This is a genomic window from Cyanobium sp. CH-040, assembly GCF_024346135.1.
Taxonomy (GTDB): domain Bacteria; phylum Cyanobacteriota; class Cyanobacteriia; order PCC-6307; family Cyanobiaceae; genus NIES-981.
This window is the reverse complement of record NZ_JAGQCJ010000025.1, coordinates 1-16,282: the sequence shown is the minus strand read 5'-3', so window position 1 is coordinate 16,282 and position 16,282 is coordinate 1. Positions and strand designations below refer to the sequence as shown.

Annotated in this window: 21 protein-coding genes and 1 pseudogene; 14 read left to right on the top strand and 8 right to left on the bottom strand. The window is 69.6% G+C overall.

The annotated features are described in order from the left end of the window. Nucleotides 1-127 (top strand): annotated as a pseudogene (locus tag KBY90_RS14865) (phycocyanin subunit beta); the annotation flags it as partial. A 123-nt stretch (nt 128-250) separates the two neighbouring features. Here KBY90_RS14865 and KBY90_RS14860 read toward each other — a convergent pair. Then, a complete protein-coding gene (locus tag KBY90_RS14860; RefSeq protein WP_254969440.1) occupies nt 251-592 on the bottom strand; it encodes a P-II family nitrogen regulator in 342 nt (113 codons plus the stop codon). 274 nt (nt 593-866) lie between these two features. On the opposite strand from KBY90_RS14860, the gene KBY90_RS14855 reads away from it, so the two are divergent. Continuing rightward, nucleotides 867-2,303 (top strand): ammonium transporter, encoded by a 1,437-nt coding sequence (locus tag KBY90_RS14855; RefSeq protein WP_254969439.1) that lies wholly within the window; start codon nt 867-869, stop codon nt 2,301-2,303. A 130-nt stretch (nt 2,304-2,433) separates the two neighbouring features. On the opposite strand, the gene hemN is transcribed toward KBY90_RS14855, so the two are convergent. Next, a complete protein-coding gene (gene hemN / locus KBY90_RS14850) occupies nt 2,434-3,798 on the bottom strand; it encodes an oxygen-independent coproporphyrinogen III oxidase (protein ID WP_254969438.1) in 1,365 nt (454 codons plus the stop codon). Between the two features lie 78 nt (nt 3,799-3,876). Next, a complete protein-coding gene (locus KBY90_RS14845; RefSeq protein ID WP_254969437.1) occupies nt 3,877-4,557 on the bottom strand; it encodes a biliverdin-producing heme oxygenase in 681 nt (226 codons plus the stop codon). Nucleotides 4,558-4,647: 90 nt separating this feature from the next. On the opposite strand from KBY90_RS14845, the gene KBY90_RS14840 reads away from it, so the two are divergent. Further along, nucleotides 4,648-5,052 carry a hypothetical protein gene (locus KBY90_RS14840; RefSeq protein WP_254969436.1) on the top strand — a complete coding sequence of 135 codons (405 nt, stop codon included), beginning with the start codon at nt 4,648-4,650 and terminating at the stop codon, nt 5,050-5,052. A gap of 4 nt (nt 5,053-5,056) precedes the next feature. On the opposite strand, the gene KBY90_RS14835 is transcribed toward KBY90_RS14840, so the two are convergent. Genes KBY90_RS14835 through KBY90_RS14825 form a run of 3 tightly spaced genes read right to left on the bottom strand, consistent with a single transcriptional unit; the run spans nt 5,057 to nt 7,368 of the window. Next, nucleotides 5,057-5,800, bottom strand: coding sequence for an aldehyde oxygenase (deformylating) (locus tag KBY90_RS14835; RefSeq protein WP_254969435.1), 744 nt, complete (start codon nt 5,798-5,800; stop codon nt 5,057-5,059). Then, nucleotides 5,797-6,840 carry a magnesium-protoporphyrin IX monomethyl ester (oxidative) cyclase gene (acsF, locus tag KBY90_RS14830; protein ID WP_254969434.1) on the bottom strand — a complete coding sequence of 348 codons (1,044 nt, stop codon included), beginning with the start codon at nt 6,838-6,840 and terminating at the stop codon, nt 5,797-5,799. The genes KBY90_RS14835 and acsF overlap by 4 nt, the downstream gene beginning before the upstream one ends. Before the next feature lie 45 nt (nt 6,841-6,885). Continuing rightward, nucleotides 6,886-7,368 carry a hypothetical protein gene (locus tag KBY90_RS14825; protein WP_254969433.1) on the bottom strand — a complete coding sequence of 161 codons (483 nt, stop codon included), beginning with the start codon at nt 7,366-7,368 and terminating at the stop codon, nt 6,886-6,888. A 192-nt stretch (nt 7,369-7,560) separates the two neighbouring features. Between KBY90_RS14825 and KBY90_RS14820 the strand changes: the two genes are divergently transcribed. From KBY90_RS14820 to KBY90_RS14775, 10 genes are all read left to right on the top strand, one after another. Beyond that, on the top strand, nt 7,561-8,046 hold the full coding sequence (locus KBY90_RS14820) for a DUF1622 domain-containing protein (RefSeq protein WP_254969432.1): 486 nt from the start codon (nt 7,561-7,563) through the stop codon (nt 8,044-8,046). 127 nt (nt 8,047-8,173) lie between these two features. Then, entirely contained in the window at nt 8,174-8,479 is a 306-nt protein-coding gene (locus tag KBY90_RS14815) for a helix-turn-helix transcriptional regulator (protein WP_254969431.1), read from the top strand. A gap of 26 nt (nt 8,480-8,505) precedes the next feature. Further along, complete coding sequence (locus KBY90_RS14810; protein ID WP_254969441.1) at nt 8,506-9,123, top strand: pentapeptide repeat-containing protein; 618 nt, start codon at nt 8,506-8,508, stop codon at nt 9,121-9,123. 170 nt (nt 9,124-9,293) lie between these two features. Continuing rightward, on the top strand, nt 9,294-9,794 hold the full coding sequence (locus tag KBY90_RS14805) for a MotA/TolQ/ExbB proton channel family protein (protein WP_254969430.1): 501 nt from the start codon (nt 9,294-9,296) through the stop codon (nt 9,792-9,794). Further along, nucleotides 9,791-10,144 carry a hypothetical protein gene (locus KBY90_RS14800; protein ID WP_254969429.1) on the top strand — a complete coding sequence of 118 codons (354 nt, stop codon included), beginning with the start codon at nt 9,791-9,793 and terminating at the stop codon, nt 10,142-10,144. The genes KBY90_RS14805 and KBY90_RS14800 overlap by 4 nt, the downstream gene beginning before the upstream one ends. Continuing rightward, entirely contained in the window at nt 10,141-10,491 is a 351-nt protein-coding gene (locus KBY90_RS14795) for a biopolymer transporter ExbD (RefSeq protein WP_254969428.1), read from the top strand. The genes KBY90_RS14800 and KBY90_RS14795 overlap by 4 nt, the downstream gene beginning before the upstream one ends. Before the next feature lie 8 nt (nt 10,492-10,499). After that, nucleotides 10,500-11,312 carry a hypothetical protein gene (locus KBY90_RS14790; protein ID WP_254969427.1) on the top strand — a complete coding sequence of 271 codons (813 nt, stop codon included), beginning with the start codon at nt 10,500-10,502 and terminating at the stop codon, nt 11,310-11,312. An 88-nt stretch (nt 11,313-11,400) separates the two neighbouring features. After that, nucleotides 11,401-12,765, top strand: coding sequence for a glutathione-disulfide reductase (gorA, locus tag KBY90_RS14785; protein ID WP_254969426.1), 1,365 nt, complete (start codon nt 11,401-11,403; stop codon nt 12,763-12,765). A gap of 82 nt (nt 12,766-12,847) precedes the next feature. Next, nucleotides 12,848-13,285: a hypothetical protein gene (locus tag KBY90_RS14780; protein WP_254969425.1), complete on the top strand. Its 438-nt coding sequence runs from the start codon at nt 12,848-12,850 to the stop codon at nt 13,283-13,285. Next, nucleotides 13,273-14,010 carry a ZIP family metal transporter gene (locus KBY90_RS14775; RefSeq protein WP_254969424.1) on the top strand — a complete coding sequence of 246 codons (738 nt, stop codon included), beginning with the start codon at nt 13,273-13,275 and terminating at the stop codon, nt 14,008-14,010. Before KBY90_RS14780 ends, KBY90_RS14775 begins: the two co-directional genes overlap by 13 nt. Here the strand turns inward: KBY90_RS14775 and KBY90_RS14770 are convergent. After that, entirely contained in the window at nt 14,007-14,435 is a 429-nt protein-coding gene (locus KBY90_RS14770; RefSeq protein ID WP_254969423.1) for a hypothetical protein, read from the bottom strand. The two genes, KBY90_RS14775 and KBY90_RS14770, sit on opposite strands and share 4 nt — an antisense overlap. A 99-nt stretch (nt 14,436-14,534) precedes the next feature. Here KBY90_RS14770 and pdxH point away from each other — a divergent pair, with 99 nt between their 5' ends. After that, entirely contained in the window at nt 14,535-15,206 is a 672-nt protein-coding gene (gene pdxH / locus KBY90_RS14765) for a pyridoxamine 5'-phosphate oxidase (RefSeq protein ID WP_254969422.1), read from the top strand. 15 nt (nt 15,207-15,221) lie between these two features. Here pdxH and KBY90_RS14760 read toward each other — a convergent pair. Next, nucleotides 15,222-16,282: iron uptake porin (locus KBY90_RS14760; RefSeq protein ID WP_254969421.1), on the bottom strand; the 1,061-nt coding region annotated here is incomplete at its 5' end.

Below are 16,282 nucleotides of genomic sequence, written 5' to 3'. Positions count from 1 at the left end.
CCGCAAGATGAAGGATGCCGCCATCTCCATCGCCAACGACCGCAACGGCATCACCCCCGGCGACTGCTCCGCTCTGATGAGCGAGATCGGCACCTACTTCGATCGCGCCGCCGCCGCCGTCGGCTGATGCGTCTCCCCTGGAGGGGCATCTCCCGGGGCTGCGGTGGATGCCACAGCTGAAGCCACAACGTAGCCCGGGCAGCAATGCCCGGGCTTTTCGTGGTCTTGGGGATGAGTGCTCCTCGGTTGCTCAGGCGAGCGTGGCTTCGCCGCTCTCGCCGGTGCGGATGCGGATGGACGCTTCCACGGGGGTGACGATGATCTTGCCGTCCCCCACCTCGCCGGTGCGGGCGGCTGTCTTGACCGCCTCGAGAACGGCGTCCACCTTGTCGTCGTTGACGACGGTGGTGATCATCACCTTGGTGAGCAGCCGGGCTTCGATCTTCACGCCGCGGTAGACCTCGGTGTGGCCCATCTGCCGGCCGAAGCCCTGGACGGTGGTCACGGTCATGCCGTTGATGCCGATGTCCACGAGGGCATCCTTCACCGAGTCGAGCTTCTCGGGGCGGATGACGGCTTGAATCTGTTTCACGCGATACCAGTGAAATCGGAACTTGTTTAAGGGCTGTTCCCGGTGCGTTCTGTAGCAACGGTGTCAGCCTGCTGCTCCTGGCGTCAGCCCCGCGACCTGGGAGCGGCACCTGGAGCACGCCGCAGGAGTCTCAACCCTGTCTAGCCGCGGATGGGGCGAGGCGGCCATTTGGTAGCGAAACGAACACCACAGGGTTGCCTGCCCACGCATTCTCTCTGCCGATGGATGTCGCAGGGCATCCAAATTCCCGTGCAGCCGTCGTTCCGAACTGCCCATGACCATTGCTTCCCACCCTCCGCGGCGCCCCCGGCGCCTGCAGGAGGCGAGCCTGGCGGAGGCCCCGCTCCTGATGCTGCGCAGCATCCGCGGTCTGGCCTCCCAGCGATCCCTCACCTGGTTGGCCTGCGTGCCCCTGGCCCTGCTGGGACTCGGCGTCTTCAACCTCTCCGCCCATGCCGCCGAGTTGCCGGAGCTGACGCCGGCCTTCCTGGCGAACAACCTCTTCATCTTCGTCTGCGCGATCCTGGTGATCTTCATGAACGCCGGCTTCGCCATGGTGGAGTCGGGGATGTGCCGGCAGAAGAACGCGGTCAACATCCTGTTGAAGAACCTGATCGTGTTCGCCCTGGCGGCCACGGCCTACTGGTTCATCGGCTATTCCCTCATGTACGGCGACGCCGTCCTGAACGGCTGGCTTTACTTCAAGGGCCTCTTCTTCGACCCGGCCGTCACCGCTGACATGGTCAAGGAGGCGTCTCTGGTGCCCACCGTGGACTTCTTCTTCCAGGTGGCCTTTGCCGCAACGGCCGCCACGATCGTCTCCGGTCTGGTGGCTGAGCGCATCAAGTTCGGAGAATTCGTGGTGTTCTCCCTGGTGCTGGTGGGTTTCATCTACCCCATCTCCGGCTCCTGGCAGTGGAACGGCGGCTGGCTGAGCGAGATCGGCTTCATTGATTTCGCCGGTTCCTCGATCGTGCACTCCTTCGGCGCCTGGGCCGGCCTCGTGGGCGCGATGCTGCTTGGACCCCGCATCGGCAAGTTCGCCGACGGCAAGCCCCAGGCCCTCCCCGGCCACAACATGGCCATCGCCACCCTGGGCTGCCTCATCCTCTGGATCGGCTGGTACGGCTTCAACCCCGGCTCCGTGCTGGCCATGGATGAGACCGTCCCCTACGTGGCCGTCACCACCACCCTCGGTGCCGCCGGTGGCGCCATCGCCGGCACCCTGGTCTCCCAGCTGCGTGGCGGCAAGCCGGACCTGACGATGACCATCAACGGCATCCTCGCCGGTCTGGTGAGCGTCACCGCCGGATGCGATGGCTTCTCGATGGCCGGTGCCTGGGTGGCCGGCTTCATCGGTGGCGTGATCGTGGTGTTCTCCGTGGCTCTGCTGGATTCGCTGCTGATCGACGACCCGGTGGGTGCCTTCTCCGTGCACGGCTCCTGCGGCATCTGGGGAACCCTGGCCGTAGGCCTGTTCAACAAGGACAGCGGTCTGTTCTACGGACACGGCTTCGCTCAGCTGGGATCCCAGATCGTGGGCGTGATCGCCTACGGCGTCTTCGCAGCCCTCACCTCCTGGATCCTCTGGTCGATCATCGGCGCCATCTTCGGTGGCATCCGCGTCACCGAGTCCGAGGAGATCGAAGGTCTGGACATCGGCGAGCACGGGATGGAGGCCTACCCGGACTTCGCTGCCAGCGCCAAGTGAGTGTCGTCTCACCCAGCCTGAGCTGAATCCGGTTGGTTCCACACAGAAAAGCCCGCGAATAGCGCGGGCTTTTTTCATGCCTGCTTGCAGTGAGGTGGGCGATCCTGACTCCGGTCAAGGCCCCCGGCACTCACACCAGCCGCGAACCGCTGGCCCGTTGACGCTGGGCGGGATCGAACACCGCAGCGATGGTGCGAATCAGCCAGCGCCCCTCGGTGGTGACGCGAACCCGTCCCAGCTCACCGCTCTGGCTGAGCTGCACCAGGCCGTCCTCGGCCAGGGCCTGGAGCTCCTCCCACTCCAGGCGGAAGCGGGCCAGATCCAGCTCCACCTGGAAGTGACACATCACCTCCTTGATCAGCTCGCGCCGCTCCAGCACCTCCGCGTCCCACACCTCCAGCCCCCGTTCCACCGGCAGCCGGCCGGCGTTCACGGCGGCGGCCCAGGCCTTGAGGTTGCGCTCGTTCTGGCAGGTGAGATGGGTGAACTGGCTGATGGCCGTGGGACCCACGCCCAGCAGCTCCAGCTCGCCGCCGGTGGTGTAGCCCTGGAAGTTGCGGTGTAGGTTGCCCTGCCGCGCGGCCACCGCCAGGGCATCGCCGCTGAGGGCGTAGTGGTCCATGCCGATGGCGTCGTAGCCGTGGCCGGTGAGCTGGCGGTTGGCGTTCTCCAGCATGGCGATCCGCTCCCGCTGGCTGGGCAGGTCGTCGGCGGCGATCTTGCGCTGCATCGGCAGCTGCTGCGGCAGATAGGCGAAGGAGAACAGGGAGATGCGGTCGGGCCGCAGCTCCTGCACCAGGCCCAGGGTGGTGTCGAAGCGCTCGGGGGTCTGCAGGGGCAGGCCGCAGATCAGATCCACATTCACGCTCTCGAAGGCCGCCTCCCGCAGCCACTGCATCGAGTGCCGCAGCTGCTCCACCGCCACCACCCGGTTCACCGCCCGCTGCACCTCGGGGTTGGCGTCCTGGATGCCGAAGCTGATGCGGTTGAAGCCCAGCTCCCGCAGCTGCAGGGCCTGGTCGCGGCTGAGGAATTCCGGGTTCACCTCGATCGAGGCCTCCAGAGCGGGGTCGAGGTCGAAGTGGCGCTCGATCAGCCCCCAGAGCTGGGCGCGCTCCTCGGCGTTGAGGTAGTTGGGGGTGCCGCCGCCCCAGTGCAGCTGGGCCAGGCGGCGGCGCTGGGGCATGGCCTGCGCCACCAGCTCCAGTTCCCTAGCCAGGCTGTCGAGGTAGGGCGCCACCACCTTCGAGCCCAGCTGGGTGGTGACCCGGTTGCAGCCGCAGTACCAGCAGGCATGGCGGCAGAAGGGCACGTGCACATAGAGCGACAGCGGCTCCTCGCTGGGCTGGCTGAGCTGGGTGCGCAGCTGGCGTTCCCCCACCGCGCCGCTGAAGGCGGCGGCCGTGGGGTAGCTGGTGTAGCGGGGGACGGGCCTGTCGTACTTGAGCAGCAGCTCGATCGGGCTGAGGGTTGGGCTGAAGGTGGTGGCGGTCATCAACGGGCGCTGGAGGGAAGGGAGGCAGGTCGAAGAGCGGGAGGGGCGGGAACGGCACGCCGCCCGGTCCCACCGGAATCAGGTCAGCTCGGCGAGCTCGGCCAGCAGCGCCTGGGTGAGGTGGAAGGCGTCCTCGGCCTCCGCCAGCAGGTCCTCCTCCTGGGCCTCGCTCAGCTGCAGCTGCTCGAAGCCGTCGTGCAGGGCCGCCTTGAGCTCGCCGATCGGCCGCTCGAACACCCAGAAGCCGGGGCTGGGCAGGCCGTGGCGCTCCAGGATCACCGCCGCCTGCTGGGCCAGCTGCTGGCCGCCGGAGAGATCGCCGCCGTAGCGCACGTACACATGGGCCATCAGCCGGTGCGGCGCCTGCGCGGCGAGGGAGCGCAGCCGCTCGAGCCACACCGCCGCCGCCGCCGAGGCCGGTGTGGCGGGCAGGGCCTGCAGGGTGGCCACGTCGTGGGCGAGGGCGGCGCTGCGGGCCAGGCTCTGCCAGGGAAGCTCGCGGGCCCCCAGCTGGGCGGCGGCGGCGGGAGCCTGCTCCTCGATGAAGCGGTAGGCCGGCACCAGCGCCCGCAGCAGCGCCGCCAGCTGCAGGGGCGTGGCCTCGCCGGCGAGCAGGGCCTTCGAGAAGCTCATGCCCTCGGCCTGGTGGTGGGCCTTGCCGATGCGCGCGTGCAGCTTGCGCACCCGGGGCCCGAAGCCCCTGCGCAGCTGGGCATCGCTGCTGGTGGCGTGGTCGGAGATGGAGGGAGTGGCGGTCACGGTGTGCGTGGATCGGCTTCGCTGCCAACGCTATAACGCTACTGTTGTGCTGCAGTTCCACGGTTGCAGATTCGTAGCAACCTGCCGTGCATGACCCAGGTTTCCCCGCCCGCCACCGCCACCGCCACCGCCGCCGCCGTTTCCGCTGATGCCCCGCAGACCTGGCACGTGCTGCTGGCGCCCGCCGGCGACCTCAGCGGCGACGGCCAGTTGCGCGAACTGATCCGTGAGCGCCGCGAGCGCCAGGGCGGCACCGGGGCCATCTGGTATCTGCAGCCCCGCCTGGTGGCAGACCTCGGGCTGGGCCAGGGGCCTGGGCTGGGCGAGGAGCTCGAGGCTGTGGTCACCCCCGCCGCTTCGGTGCTCACCTGGCTGCAGCTGCGCTTCGGGGGGCGGGCCGCAGGGCCGCTGAGCCAGGCCCGGCTGACGACCGCCTGGCTCGATGCCGAGGCCGGGGCCCTGCCGCCGGGGGCCCCGCTGCCCCGCGTCAGCTGAGGGGTCAGCTGAGGGTCGCGCCCCGGCTGAGGGCCCGGGCCGTGAGGCGCGTCACCAGCTGACGCGCCGCCGGCTCGCCGTAGCCGATCGCCTGCAGGGAGGCCTGGAACTCCACCACGAACTCGGCCACCAGCTCTTGGGGATCGATGCCGATCGTGCGCAGGTCGGCGTCCAGGGCCGTGAGCATGGCCAGGGCCGCCGGCAGGCTCCGCGCGGCGCAGGCCTCCACCTGAGCGGCCACGGCCTGGAAGCGCGGCCGCAGCCACTGCTCGCCGAAGTTGAGGTGCTCCGCCTCGTCCGCGATCACCGCCTCGGTGATCGGTCTGGCGTAGGCATCCGCCACCGGCAGGTAGAGCCGGTAGGCGGCCACCGCGAAGCACTCGATGATCAGGCACTGGATCACCAGGCAGCTCACCAGGTCGCCCTGCTGGTCCGCCTCCCGGAACTGCCGGTGCAGGGGGTCCAGCAGGCGGCGGGCCAGGGGGCTGTCCGGCCGCACCCGCAGCTGGCGGCCGCAGCCCACGAAGTCACGGGCGTGGCGGGCCTCCATGGCGCCGAGCCGCAGCAGCTCGTCGCGCTGATCCGGCAGCAGCTCCGCCAGGCGGCGGAAGTGGCGGTCCGCCATGCCCTCGCCCACGATCACCAGGCCGTTGATGCGGCTGTAGGCGTCGCGGTAGGCCGGCGCGTCGAACCGGGGCGGCTGCACGGCCGGCCCCGCAGCCGGCGTTGCTGCTGGGGCGGCGCTCATGCCACCGCCTCCTGGAGGCCGGCATCGGCCGCACCGGCCCGCTCCACGCCGGTGGCCACCATCGGCTGGCAGAACTGGCGCAGCAGCAGCGAACCGAAGCGCAGCTGCAGTCCCAGCCGGCGCAGCCCCGAGGCCTGCTTCAGCTCGCGGAAGGTGTCCACGATCCGGTCCCGCAGGGCGATGAAGGCGCTGCTCTCCAGATCGAACACGGCCGGGAAGGCCCGCATGGCGGTGCGATTGGTCTGGCGCATCACCTCGGCGTCAAACAGATTCGGATCCATGCCCAGGATCCGGTAGAAGTTGCCGCGCTCACACACGGTGAGGCTGTGGGTGAGAAACACGCTCCAGAGGAAGAAGCGGCTCAGCAGCTTGCCGCGCAGGCCCTGGCGCAGGCCGGGCCAGCAGCGGATCAGCATGTTGAAGATGTCGCCGTGGCGGTTCTCGTCCTGGCACCAGGGTTCGAAGAAGTCGAACAGGGGCGCGAAGTTGTTGTCGGGGTTGGCCTTGAGGTGCCGGTCGATGAGGATGTAGCGCCAGTAGCCGATCTTCTCGGAGAGATACACCGAATAGAGCACCCAGCTCAGCGGGAACCAGGTGATCGGCCGCTTGGTGCTCAGCTTCGGAAGGTCGATCTCGATGCCTTCGGCCACCAGGGCGCGGTTGAGGAAGCCGGCGTGGCGGGCCTCGTCGCGGGCCATCAGCTGGAACAGCTCACCCAGCTCCGGGCGCCCGGCCCTGATCAGCCGGCGGGAGAGCTCCTTGAACAGCAGGAAGCCGGAGAACTCCGACACGCAGGAGCGCACCAGATAGCTCTCGTAGGCCTCCTTCTCCTCGGTGGAGAGGTCCCTGAGGCGGTCCAGCGGCGCCTTGCGGTCGAAGTGGTCGCGGTTGTAGTCGGCCTTCATCTCGCCGAGCATGGCCTCGAACTGGGTCCGCTGCCCCTCGATCGGGGTGCGCGCCGCCTTCTCGATCTCGGTGGTGTAGAAGCGCGGCGTCAGCAGGTCTTCGCGCAGGTGGGGAGCGGCGGGGGTGGCGGTCATGGCGGAGGTTCAGCGCAGGGGGTGGATGGTCGTCGGGTCGTCGGGTCAGGGGGTGGCCGGGGGGGCCGGGGATCGCTGGCGGGCCAGGGCGTAGGCCATGGCGTCAGGGCCCTGGCGGTGGGCCGTGAACCAGCCGTCCAGCTCCTGCAGCCAGGCCAGCCGGCCGCGGCGGCTGCCGGCACGGCTCACGAAGCCGGCGATCGCCGCCTGGGCGGCCTCGCGATGGTTGCCGCGGTGGCCGGGGCAGAGGGCATCCCAGCGCTCCAGCCAGCGCTCCTCCAGCCGCAGGTGCAGGCGGAGGTCCCAGAGCAGGCGCCGGCAGGCCAGCTGCTCCGCCTGGTCGCTCAGCTCCAGCCGCTCCGCCGGCAGGGGCTGGATGTGCTCCTGCAGGAGGGTGGTGAGCAGGGCTTCCAGGCGTTCGTGCTGGCGCTCGAGCAGGGGTTCCTGCTCCTGCCAGCGGCGGGGCCAGTGACGGGCCGGGCTGGGGACGGCGGGAGCCAGGACGGCCCCCGCACCGGAAACGGCCATGGAGGGAGCGGCAGTGCAGCGGCCTGAACAACATACACCGATATAACAGCATCGTGATTCCATCTGCCTGTCCGATCGGCGTCGCTCGCGGGCGGCGGCAGGGGCGGCCACCGCTCCTGCCGGTCTTCGCTTCCACACCCACGCGGGTGCGTCGCGCCTGGCTGGCTAGAAGCGGATCAATCCGATCGGCCGATGGCTGTCGACCCTTCCCTGCGGATGGTCGGGGAACTCGCCGAGTTCTTCGATCTGCTGTTCGTGCTGGTGATCGTGGCCGGCACCGGGGTGACCCTCGGCCGGGCGATCCATGTGGGGCGGATCGCCGGTGGCAAGGCCTCCTATCTGGTGGCTCGCCGCACCTTCGGCAAGGTGCTGCTGCTGGCGCTCGAGGTGCTGATCGCCGCTGATCTGCTGCGCACCGTGTCGCTCAGCCTCACGGTCTCCAGCGTGCTCGCCCTGGGGTTGCTGGTGGTCGTGCGCACGATCCTCAGCTTCGCGATCCAGATCGAGATGGAGGGCGACCTGCCCTGGCGGGTGGGTCGCCCGGGCCATCGAGCGGGGCGATCCGGCTTCCAGCCCGACCGCGATCCGCATGAGGTCAGCCGCGCGCCCGGCCACCCCGTGCCCGGTCATCGCTTGTCGGATCAGCGCATGCCGGAGTACCGCATGCCGGAATCATGATCCTGTGACATCAACAGGTGCTTAAAATGGCAGGCCTCACGGGTGTGCGCCGCCGGGTGCGTGCCGCCCCGGCTCCCGCCCGCCACCCAGCTCCCCAGTCCGCCCCCGCCCCCACGCCCACACCGTCATGGACGCCCTGGCCGAGTATTTCAAGGTCTTCTCCGAGCCCAACCGCCTGGCCGTGCTCGAGGCCCTGCGCCAGGGTCCCCTCAACGTCACGGCCGTGGTGGAGCGTACCGGCCTGAGCCAGGCTCTCGTGTCCAAGCACCTCAAGCTGCTCACCATCGCCGGGGTGGTGAAGCGCCGGCCGGAGGGCAGCCTGGTGTTCTACGAGGTGATCGACAAGGGGGTGTTCCGGCTGATGGCCCAGGCCGAGAAGCAGCTCCTGGCCTCCCGGCGTCAGCAGCTCGATGCCCTTGCGGCCATCCTCTAGTGGTCACGCCGCTGCCGACCACGCTCGTGGGGTTGCGCCAGGCCCTCGCGTCCGGAGAGCGACGGTTTCCAGGCCTGCGACTGGGGGATCTCGACGGCGTCGACCTGGATCTCTCCGGCTGCGACCTGCACGGCGGCTGCTTCAAGGAAGCCCGCTTCGGCAGAGCCTGTCTGCAGGGCGCCAACGTGGAGGGTTGCTGCTTTCAGCAATCCCTGATCTGGGGTGCCGATCTCTCCCATCTCAAGGCCAGCCACTCGCAGTGGCATGACGCCGATCTTTCCGGATCGCGGCTGCAGCATGCCGATTTCTCCGCTGCGCTGCTGCACCGCGCCTGCCTGCGCGGGGTGCTGGCGGCGGGCAGCCGCTGGTGCGACGCCCGCCTGGTGGAAGCCGACTTCCGCTCCGGCCTCGATCAGCTCACCGATCTGGGAGGTGCCGATTTCCAGCGGGCCGACCTCAGCTTCGCCCAGCTGAACGGTGCGCAGCTGCGCGGCGCCGACCTGCGCGGTTGCTGCCTCTACGGCGCCAACGTCACCGGCGCCGATCTCCGCGAAGCCGACCTCTCGGGTTGTGACCTGCGCGATACCCAGCTCGACGCTGCCAACCTCACCGGCGCCCGCATCGAGGGCGTCCTGTGGCCTTAGGCCTCAGGACGTGATCACCCCGGGGTGGTGATGGGTCGCCAGCCCCAGGGTCGGGAGCTGATCGCAGGGCTGAACGAGGGCACCAACAGCCAGGCCCTGTCAAGCCAGCCCGACACAGGCCAGACGGCGGCAGAGCCCATACGATCCGCCAACTTCCCTTCCAGGATCCGGTGAGCGCACCGTTCCTCGGCATCTACGGCCCGGTCGCCGTTCCCCTGATCCTGCTCTCGATCGCCGTGCTCACGGTTGGTTTCGACCGCTGGCGCTACTGGGTGCTGTGGTGGCGCCACAGGGAATCCCGCACGCTCCTCTGCACCCGTCTGGCCGAGCGGGGACCAGCCGCACTGGAGCACCAGTTCGACGCCTGGGAGCGGGAGATGCGGTACGGCGAACCCCTGCTGCACGCGGCCAGCGTGATCGGCCCGCTGCTCGGGCTGGTGGGCACCGTGATCGGCCTGATGCGGGTGCTGGCGAGCCTGGGTCCCCAGCTTCTGGTTCCCGCGGGCGCCAGCCTGCGCAGCTACGGCATGGTGCTCACCAGCACCGCCCTGGGGCTGACGGTCAGCGTGATCGCCACCACCTGCCTGTTCGCCAATCAGGCGCTGCGGCAATGGCAACGCGAACGGCTCGACCGTTGGCGCCAACGGCGTCTGGAGGCGGGTCTGCCGTGAACGCCGCCCTGCTCAGCCTGGTGGGATCCACCCTGGTGGTGTGTGCTGGTGTTGCCGTTCTGCCGGAGTTCTGGGCCCGCCAGCCCCTCCAGCGGAGCACCACCGCCACCAGTCTCACCACTCCCGGCCCTGAAGACCTGGTGCTGATTCAGGTTGGAGAGGATCGCTGGTTCCTGAACGGCCATCCGATCCACCGGCAGGGGCTGGGAGATCTGCTCGACGCCTCGGCCCCGGCAGGCACAACCCGCTATCTCCCCTCCCGGTCCCTCAGCAGCGGACAGGTCGCCCGCTCGCTGCGGTGGCTCGAAGGGCGCGGCCTGCGCGTGGAGATGCCGCCATCGACGCCATGACCAGGTTGCCTTCGCCGCGGGATGGCCTGGTGATCGGGGCGATGTCGTCCCTGCTGGCGGGGGTGGCCCTGGCCCTGCTGATCGCGCCCCAGCGGGTCGCGCAGCGCGAGGCGAGCGAGCTGATCCTGGCCCTCCGGCTGGAGCCGGGGGGGCGGATCTGGCTGTGGAACCAGCCCATGGCGGCCGAGGAGCTGCCCGCCCTCCTTCAGCAGGCGTCGTCCAGGAACCGGGAGCTGCGCCTCCGCCTGATGCCAGCCCCCCAGGTGAGCTGGGCCGACGTTGAGGACCTGGTCAGCCAGCTGAAACCGGCCGGCCTGCCGATCGACCTGCATCTGCCTTCGCCCTGACAATCCCCATGGCCCGCTTCGCTCCGGACCTTGATCTCCGCCCTTACCTCGACCAGGCCCGCACCCGGATCCTGGCTCTGCGCCACCGCTGGCGTCGCTCTCCTCTGGAGCCGCTGACCCTGCCCTTCGTGGCGGCAGTGCTGGTCAACGCCGTCGGCCTGGGCCTGCTGCAGGCGCGCCAGCACCGGCTCGTCACCGCTCAGGAGGCTCCTGCCGCGGAGGACACCCGGCAACTGCTGGAACTCAGCGAGGGTCTCGAGGCAAAGCCCGGTCTCAACACCGTTGCGGTGCCTCTCGGCGACAGCCTGCCTCCCCCGCCCCCCGATCTGCTGGCAGATGCCGGAGGCGATACAGGCCTCTTGGCCGCGGTCCCCGGCACCGACGCTGCCGAAGCGCCGGCAGCGGACACGGACTCCCCCGAGACGGTGGCCGCCCCGTCACCGGCCAGCGGCGACGACGCAGCAGAACCCCCGCAGGCTGCGGCTGTGAACCCCGAAGCCCCGGCGGGCGAGCCAGAGGCCACCCTGACCACCATCGCAGGCCTGCTGCTCCTTTCCCAGCCGGCCAACCCCTACGACGTCAGCTGGGAAACGGCGACCGCCCAGGGCACCCCTCCCGACGAGCTGGGCAAGCTCCCGGCCGGCCTGGCCCTCCGCTCCCTTCCCGTGGACGCCGCCCGCCGTGCCGGTCTGCCGGTGGTCCATGGCCAGTCGGTGCTGGTTGACGATCGCCTCTATCTGCTGTGGGTGAAGGACACCACCCTCTGGATGATGCGGGCCGAGTTCGGCTCAGCGAGGCCTGGGGCGGGGACATCCGAGTAGCAGGCCGGCGTGCCGCCACTCGCCTCCCCGGTGCCAACCTGCAGGGGGGCAGGCTGGATGGCGCCAGGCTTCCCTCCACAGCGTCCTGATGAGCGAACACTTCGATCTGATCGTGCTGGGCGCCGGTTCCGGCGGCCTGGCCGCCGCCAAGCGGGCGGCATCCCACGGCGCCCGGGTGGCGATCGTGGAGGGCGACCGGGTGGGCGGCACCTGCGTGATCCGTGGCTGCGTGCCCAAGAAGCTGCTGGTGTACGGCTCGGCCTACGCCCAGCTGCTCGCCGATGCCCCCAGCTACGGCTGGCCGGTGCCGCCGGTGCAGCCCGATCCCGCCACCCTGCTGCGCCACGTGCGCGCCGAGGTGGACCGGCTCAACCAGCTGCACATCGGCTTCCTCGAGCGCGCCGGCGTGGAGCTGGTGCGGGGCTGGGGGCGGTTCGCCGATGCCGGCACGGTGATCGTCAGCCAGGCCGACGGGGCCGAGCGGGAGCTGCGCGCTGAGCGGGTGCTGATCGCCGTGGGCGGCCGTCCCCACCGGCCGGCCATCCCCGGTGCCGATCTCGGCTGGGTGAGCGACGACCTGTTCCTGCTCGAGAGCCTGCCGGAGGCGGTGGTGGTGGTGGGGGGCGGCTTCATCGCCTGTGAGTTCGCCTGCATCCTCCATGGCCTGGGGGTGAAGGTGACCCAGCTGGTGCGCGGCGATCATCTGCTGCGGGGCTTCGACCGGGAGGCGAGCCTGGCTGTGCAGGAGGCGATGGAGGAGGCGGGCATCGAGATTCGCTTCGCCCATTCCCCCTCGGCGATCACCGGTCAGTGCGCCCCCGGCGAGTACACGGTCACCACCCAGAGCGGCGAGCAGATCCCCTGCGGCGGTGTGCTGCTGGCCACGGGCCGCCGCCCCTTCCTCCAAGGCCTCAACCTGGAGGCCGCCGGCGTGGCGGTGGAGGGCCACCGCATCCCCGTGGATGCCGATCAGCGCACCAACGTGCCCAGCATCTACGCCGTGGGCGACGTGACCGACCGGGTGAACCTCACCCCGGTGGCAGTGGACGAGGGCCGGGCCTTCGCTGACAGCGTCTTCGGCCAGCGCCCCCGTCAGGTGAACCACGAGCTGGTGGCCGTCGCCGTGTTCAGCCAGCCCGAGCTGGCCGCGGTGGGCCTCAGCGAGGAGCAGGCGGTGGCGCGCCACGGCGCCGGCGCGATCCGGGTGCACCGGGCGCGCTTCCGGCCCATGAGCCAGGCCCTGCCGGCCCGTGGGCCGCGGGCGCTGCTCAAGCTGGTGGTGGAGACGGCCAGCGACCGGGTGCTGGGCTGCCACATGGTGGGCGATCACGCCGCCGAGATCATCCAGATGGCAGCCATCGCCATCGGCATGGGCGCCACCAAGGCCGACTTCGACCGCACCATGGCCCTGCACCCCTCGGTGGCCGAGGAGTTCGTGACCATGCCGAACTGAGACCGGCGCCGCAACACTGCGGTGCTTTCTGCGGTGCTTTGTCACCGATCCCTCTACAACGGGATCAGCAGGGGCTCCCCAGATGGTTGACGGCGCCGCGATCTCCCACGCCGTGATGCTGGCCGGTCTCTGGGCGGCCTGGCTGCTGGTGATGCTGTTCCATGTGGAACTTGGCCTGATGCCCCTCTTCCACGGGCTGTCGGTGGAGATCCAGAGCCAGGTGGCGCCCAGCCGGGTGCCGCGCCTGTTCCTGGCGATGCTCTTCTATTTCCTGCTGCCGGTGCTGGCCATGCTGGTGGCGATTCACGCCATCGCCGATCCAGCCGGCTGGAGTGCCTCGCCGCCGTGGCGTGCCGCTCAGTTCTGGTTCAGCGTGGTCTACACACTCACCAACCTGATCCACCTGGTGGCCGACATCCGCATCCCCGACTCCCGCACCGATCAGGTGATCCTGATGACGGCGCTCACCCTGATCGGCCTGCTGATCAACCAGCAGGCCTGGACCTGGTGGCAGGGCTGAGCAGCTTCGTCTGGATCCTGGTGGGCGGGCTGCTGATGGCCCTGGTGGCCATGGTGGGCGCGATCACCCTGCTGCTGCCCCCCCGCAGGCTGCAGCAGCTGCTGGTGCCCCTGGTGTCGCTGGCGGCCGGATCGCTGCTGGGCGGGGCCCTGTTTCACATGCTGCCGGAGGGCATGGCGGCGATGGAGCCGCATCGCGGCGGCTTCTGCATCGCCGCCGGATTCACGGCGTTCCTGGCCCTCGAGCAGTTTCTGCACTGGCACCACTCCCACCGCGAAGCGGCCCGCCCCAGGGCGCCGGTGGCCGTGCTCATCCTGCTGGGGGATGCCCTGCACAACTTCATCGGCGGCCTGGGCATCGCCAGCACCTTCCTGATGAATCCCGCCGCCGGCGTGGCGGCCTGGTTCGCCGCCGTGGCCCATGAGGTGCCCCAGGAGCTGGGCGATTTTGCGATCCTGGTGCACAGCGGCTGGAAGCCCCGCACCGCGCTGCGCTGGAACGTGATCTCCGCCCTCACCTTCCCCCTGGGTGCGGTGCTGGCCTGGTTCATCTCCCGGTCCGTCTCGGTGGCGGAGCTGGTGCTGTTCGCCAGCGGCAACTTTCTTTACATCGCCGCGTCCGACCTGGTGCCTGAGATCAAGGCCGGCAGCAGCCTGCGTTCCGCGGTGCTCAGTTTCTGCTGGTTCAGCGCCGGGCTGCTGCTGATGCTGGTTCTGGCCCGCTAGGCGTCGGCGCCATCGAAGCCCCACTGGGCCCGGATGGTGGCGTTGGTCACGTCCCAGGCGTGCTCGCCGCTGAGCACGCTGTGGGCCTCGCGCGCCGGAGCCAGGTCGCGATCCCGGAACTCCGCCTCCAGCTCCTGCAGGTAGGCGTGCGCCTCGCTGAGCAGCAGGTCGATGTGCTGCCGCCCGCCGGTGACGCGGAGCATCTCCGGGGTGGTGCTGCACAGGTCCAGATCCTCCAGATGCTGGTGCAGCCAGGTCCACTCGTAGCGCAGCATCGGCGGCGTGCAGGCCCGCAGCCGCTGGCGGTAGTCGTGGCGGTGGCGGTCCAGGTCGCTGCTGCTGGCCGCCGTGATCTCCAGCGCCGGGGCGGAACCGCCGGCGTGGCGCTGGCCGAGTTTCTGCATGATGTCGCGCAGGTGGCTCATGGCGGCGGCGTGCGGATCGCGAGGCTCACACCGCATTCTTGCCCGGGCGGCCGCTGCGGCGGAGAGTGGAGGGGTGGTTCCCCCAAGGGCTGAAACGCCATGACTGCCCCGGGCGCGGTGGATCTGGCGGCACTGCGGCGCGAGTACCGCCAGGCCGGCCTGCACCGGGCCGAGCTGGCGGCCGATCCGGTGACGCAGTTCCGCCTCTGGTTCGAGCAGGCGACGGCGGCCCAGCTGCTGGAGCCCAACGCCATGGTGCTGGGCACCTGCGACGGCCAGCGCCCCAGCACCCGCACCGTGCTGCTCAAGGCCTTCGACCGGCGCGGGTTCGTGTTCTTCACCAACTACAGCAGCCGCAAGGCCCGGGAGATCGCCGCGGTGCCCCAGGTGAGCCTGCTGTTCCCCTGGTATGGGCTGGAGCGTCAGGTGGCGATCCTCGGGCCCGCCGAGCGCATCAGCACGGCTGAATCCCTGGCCTACTTCAGCTCCCGGCCCTTCGGCAGCCGGCTGGGGGCCTGGGTGTCGCAGCAGAGCTCGGTGATCAGCTCCCGCCGCATCCTGGAGATGAAGTGGGAGGAGATCAAGCGCCGCTTCGCCCAGGGCGAGGTGCCGCTGCCGGATGCCTGGGGGGGCTTCCGGGTGGTGCCTGAGGAAGTGGAGTTCTGGCAGGGCCGCGAGAACCGGCTGCATGACCGCCTCCGCTACCGCCGCCAGCCGGGTGGCAGCGACGGGGAAGACGGGCCGTGGATCATCGAGCGTCTGGCACCCTGATCCCGGCTGCCGGCCTCAGAAGGTGAAGGTGGTCTTCACCAGGCCGCCGTAGGTGTCGCTCCGACCGCTGTTCTCGATCCAGAAGAAGGCGGGGGTCACGCTGATGTTGTCGGTGACCTGCCACTGGTACCAGAGCTCGTAGGCCAGGGTGTTGGTGCCGGGATCGGCCCACACACCGAGGGTGTCGATCCGGCCGCTGGCGGCGTTGGACTGGCCTGCGCTGCCGATGGCCATGCCCAGGGCGTTGCCCTGCATGAAGGCGTCGTCCCACTGCAGGCCCACCATCCAGCTGGTGCTCTCGTCGAAGGGCCGGTCGGTGTTGAAGTCGCTGTAGCCGAAGCCGGCGCTGATGGATGGAGCCCAGGCTGCCGAGATCGGCGACCAGTAGGCGCTCAGCGCGATGTTGTTGGAGCTGTTGTCAAAGACATAGCCCACATCGGAGTATGTGTAGGCAAAGGCCGCACCCCAGCTCTCGCCGGCGTAGCCCACCTGGGCGGTGACGCTGAACTCCTCCCCAGCGCCGATCCGGGAGTCCTCGGCCGCACCCTCGGCTGAGATGTAGTTGACGCTGGCGTTGAAGCCACTGCCGTCAGCCTGCCACCAGATGCCGGCACCGGCACCCAGGTTTTTGCTGTAGGTGGCTGGCGCTCCGGCCCTGGTGAAGATCTCGAGAATGTTGGCCGTGTAGGCGGTGGGCCACATCGCCAGCATGTCCGGCTGTTCCACCTTCGCGCCCACTGTCGCGGTGACCCGCTCGCCAATGGGGAACTGGTAGAAGAGGCGATTGATTGTCACTGAATCAGCAGAATCTTCTTCGCCGAATGCGGTCTCCAGTGTGGTGTTGCCGCTGCCGAATACCGAGTTTCCAAAGTTGCCGGCCCGCAGGGTGGTGCGCAGCAGATCCTTGCCGGTGAAGCTGGTGTCGAAGTTCAGCTGCACGTCGTAGTTGACGGTGACCTCATCACCAAGGCCGGTGTTGCCGGCGCCGCCCACCACCATGGTGGCGATACCGTTCAGCTTGGTGGTGGTGGAGAACTGGTTGGCCTCCAGCTCACCCACCTTGGCCTCGAGGCCGT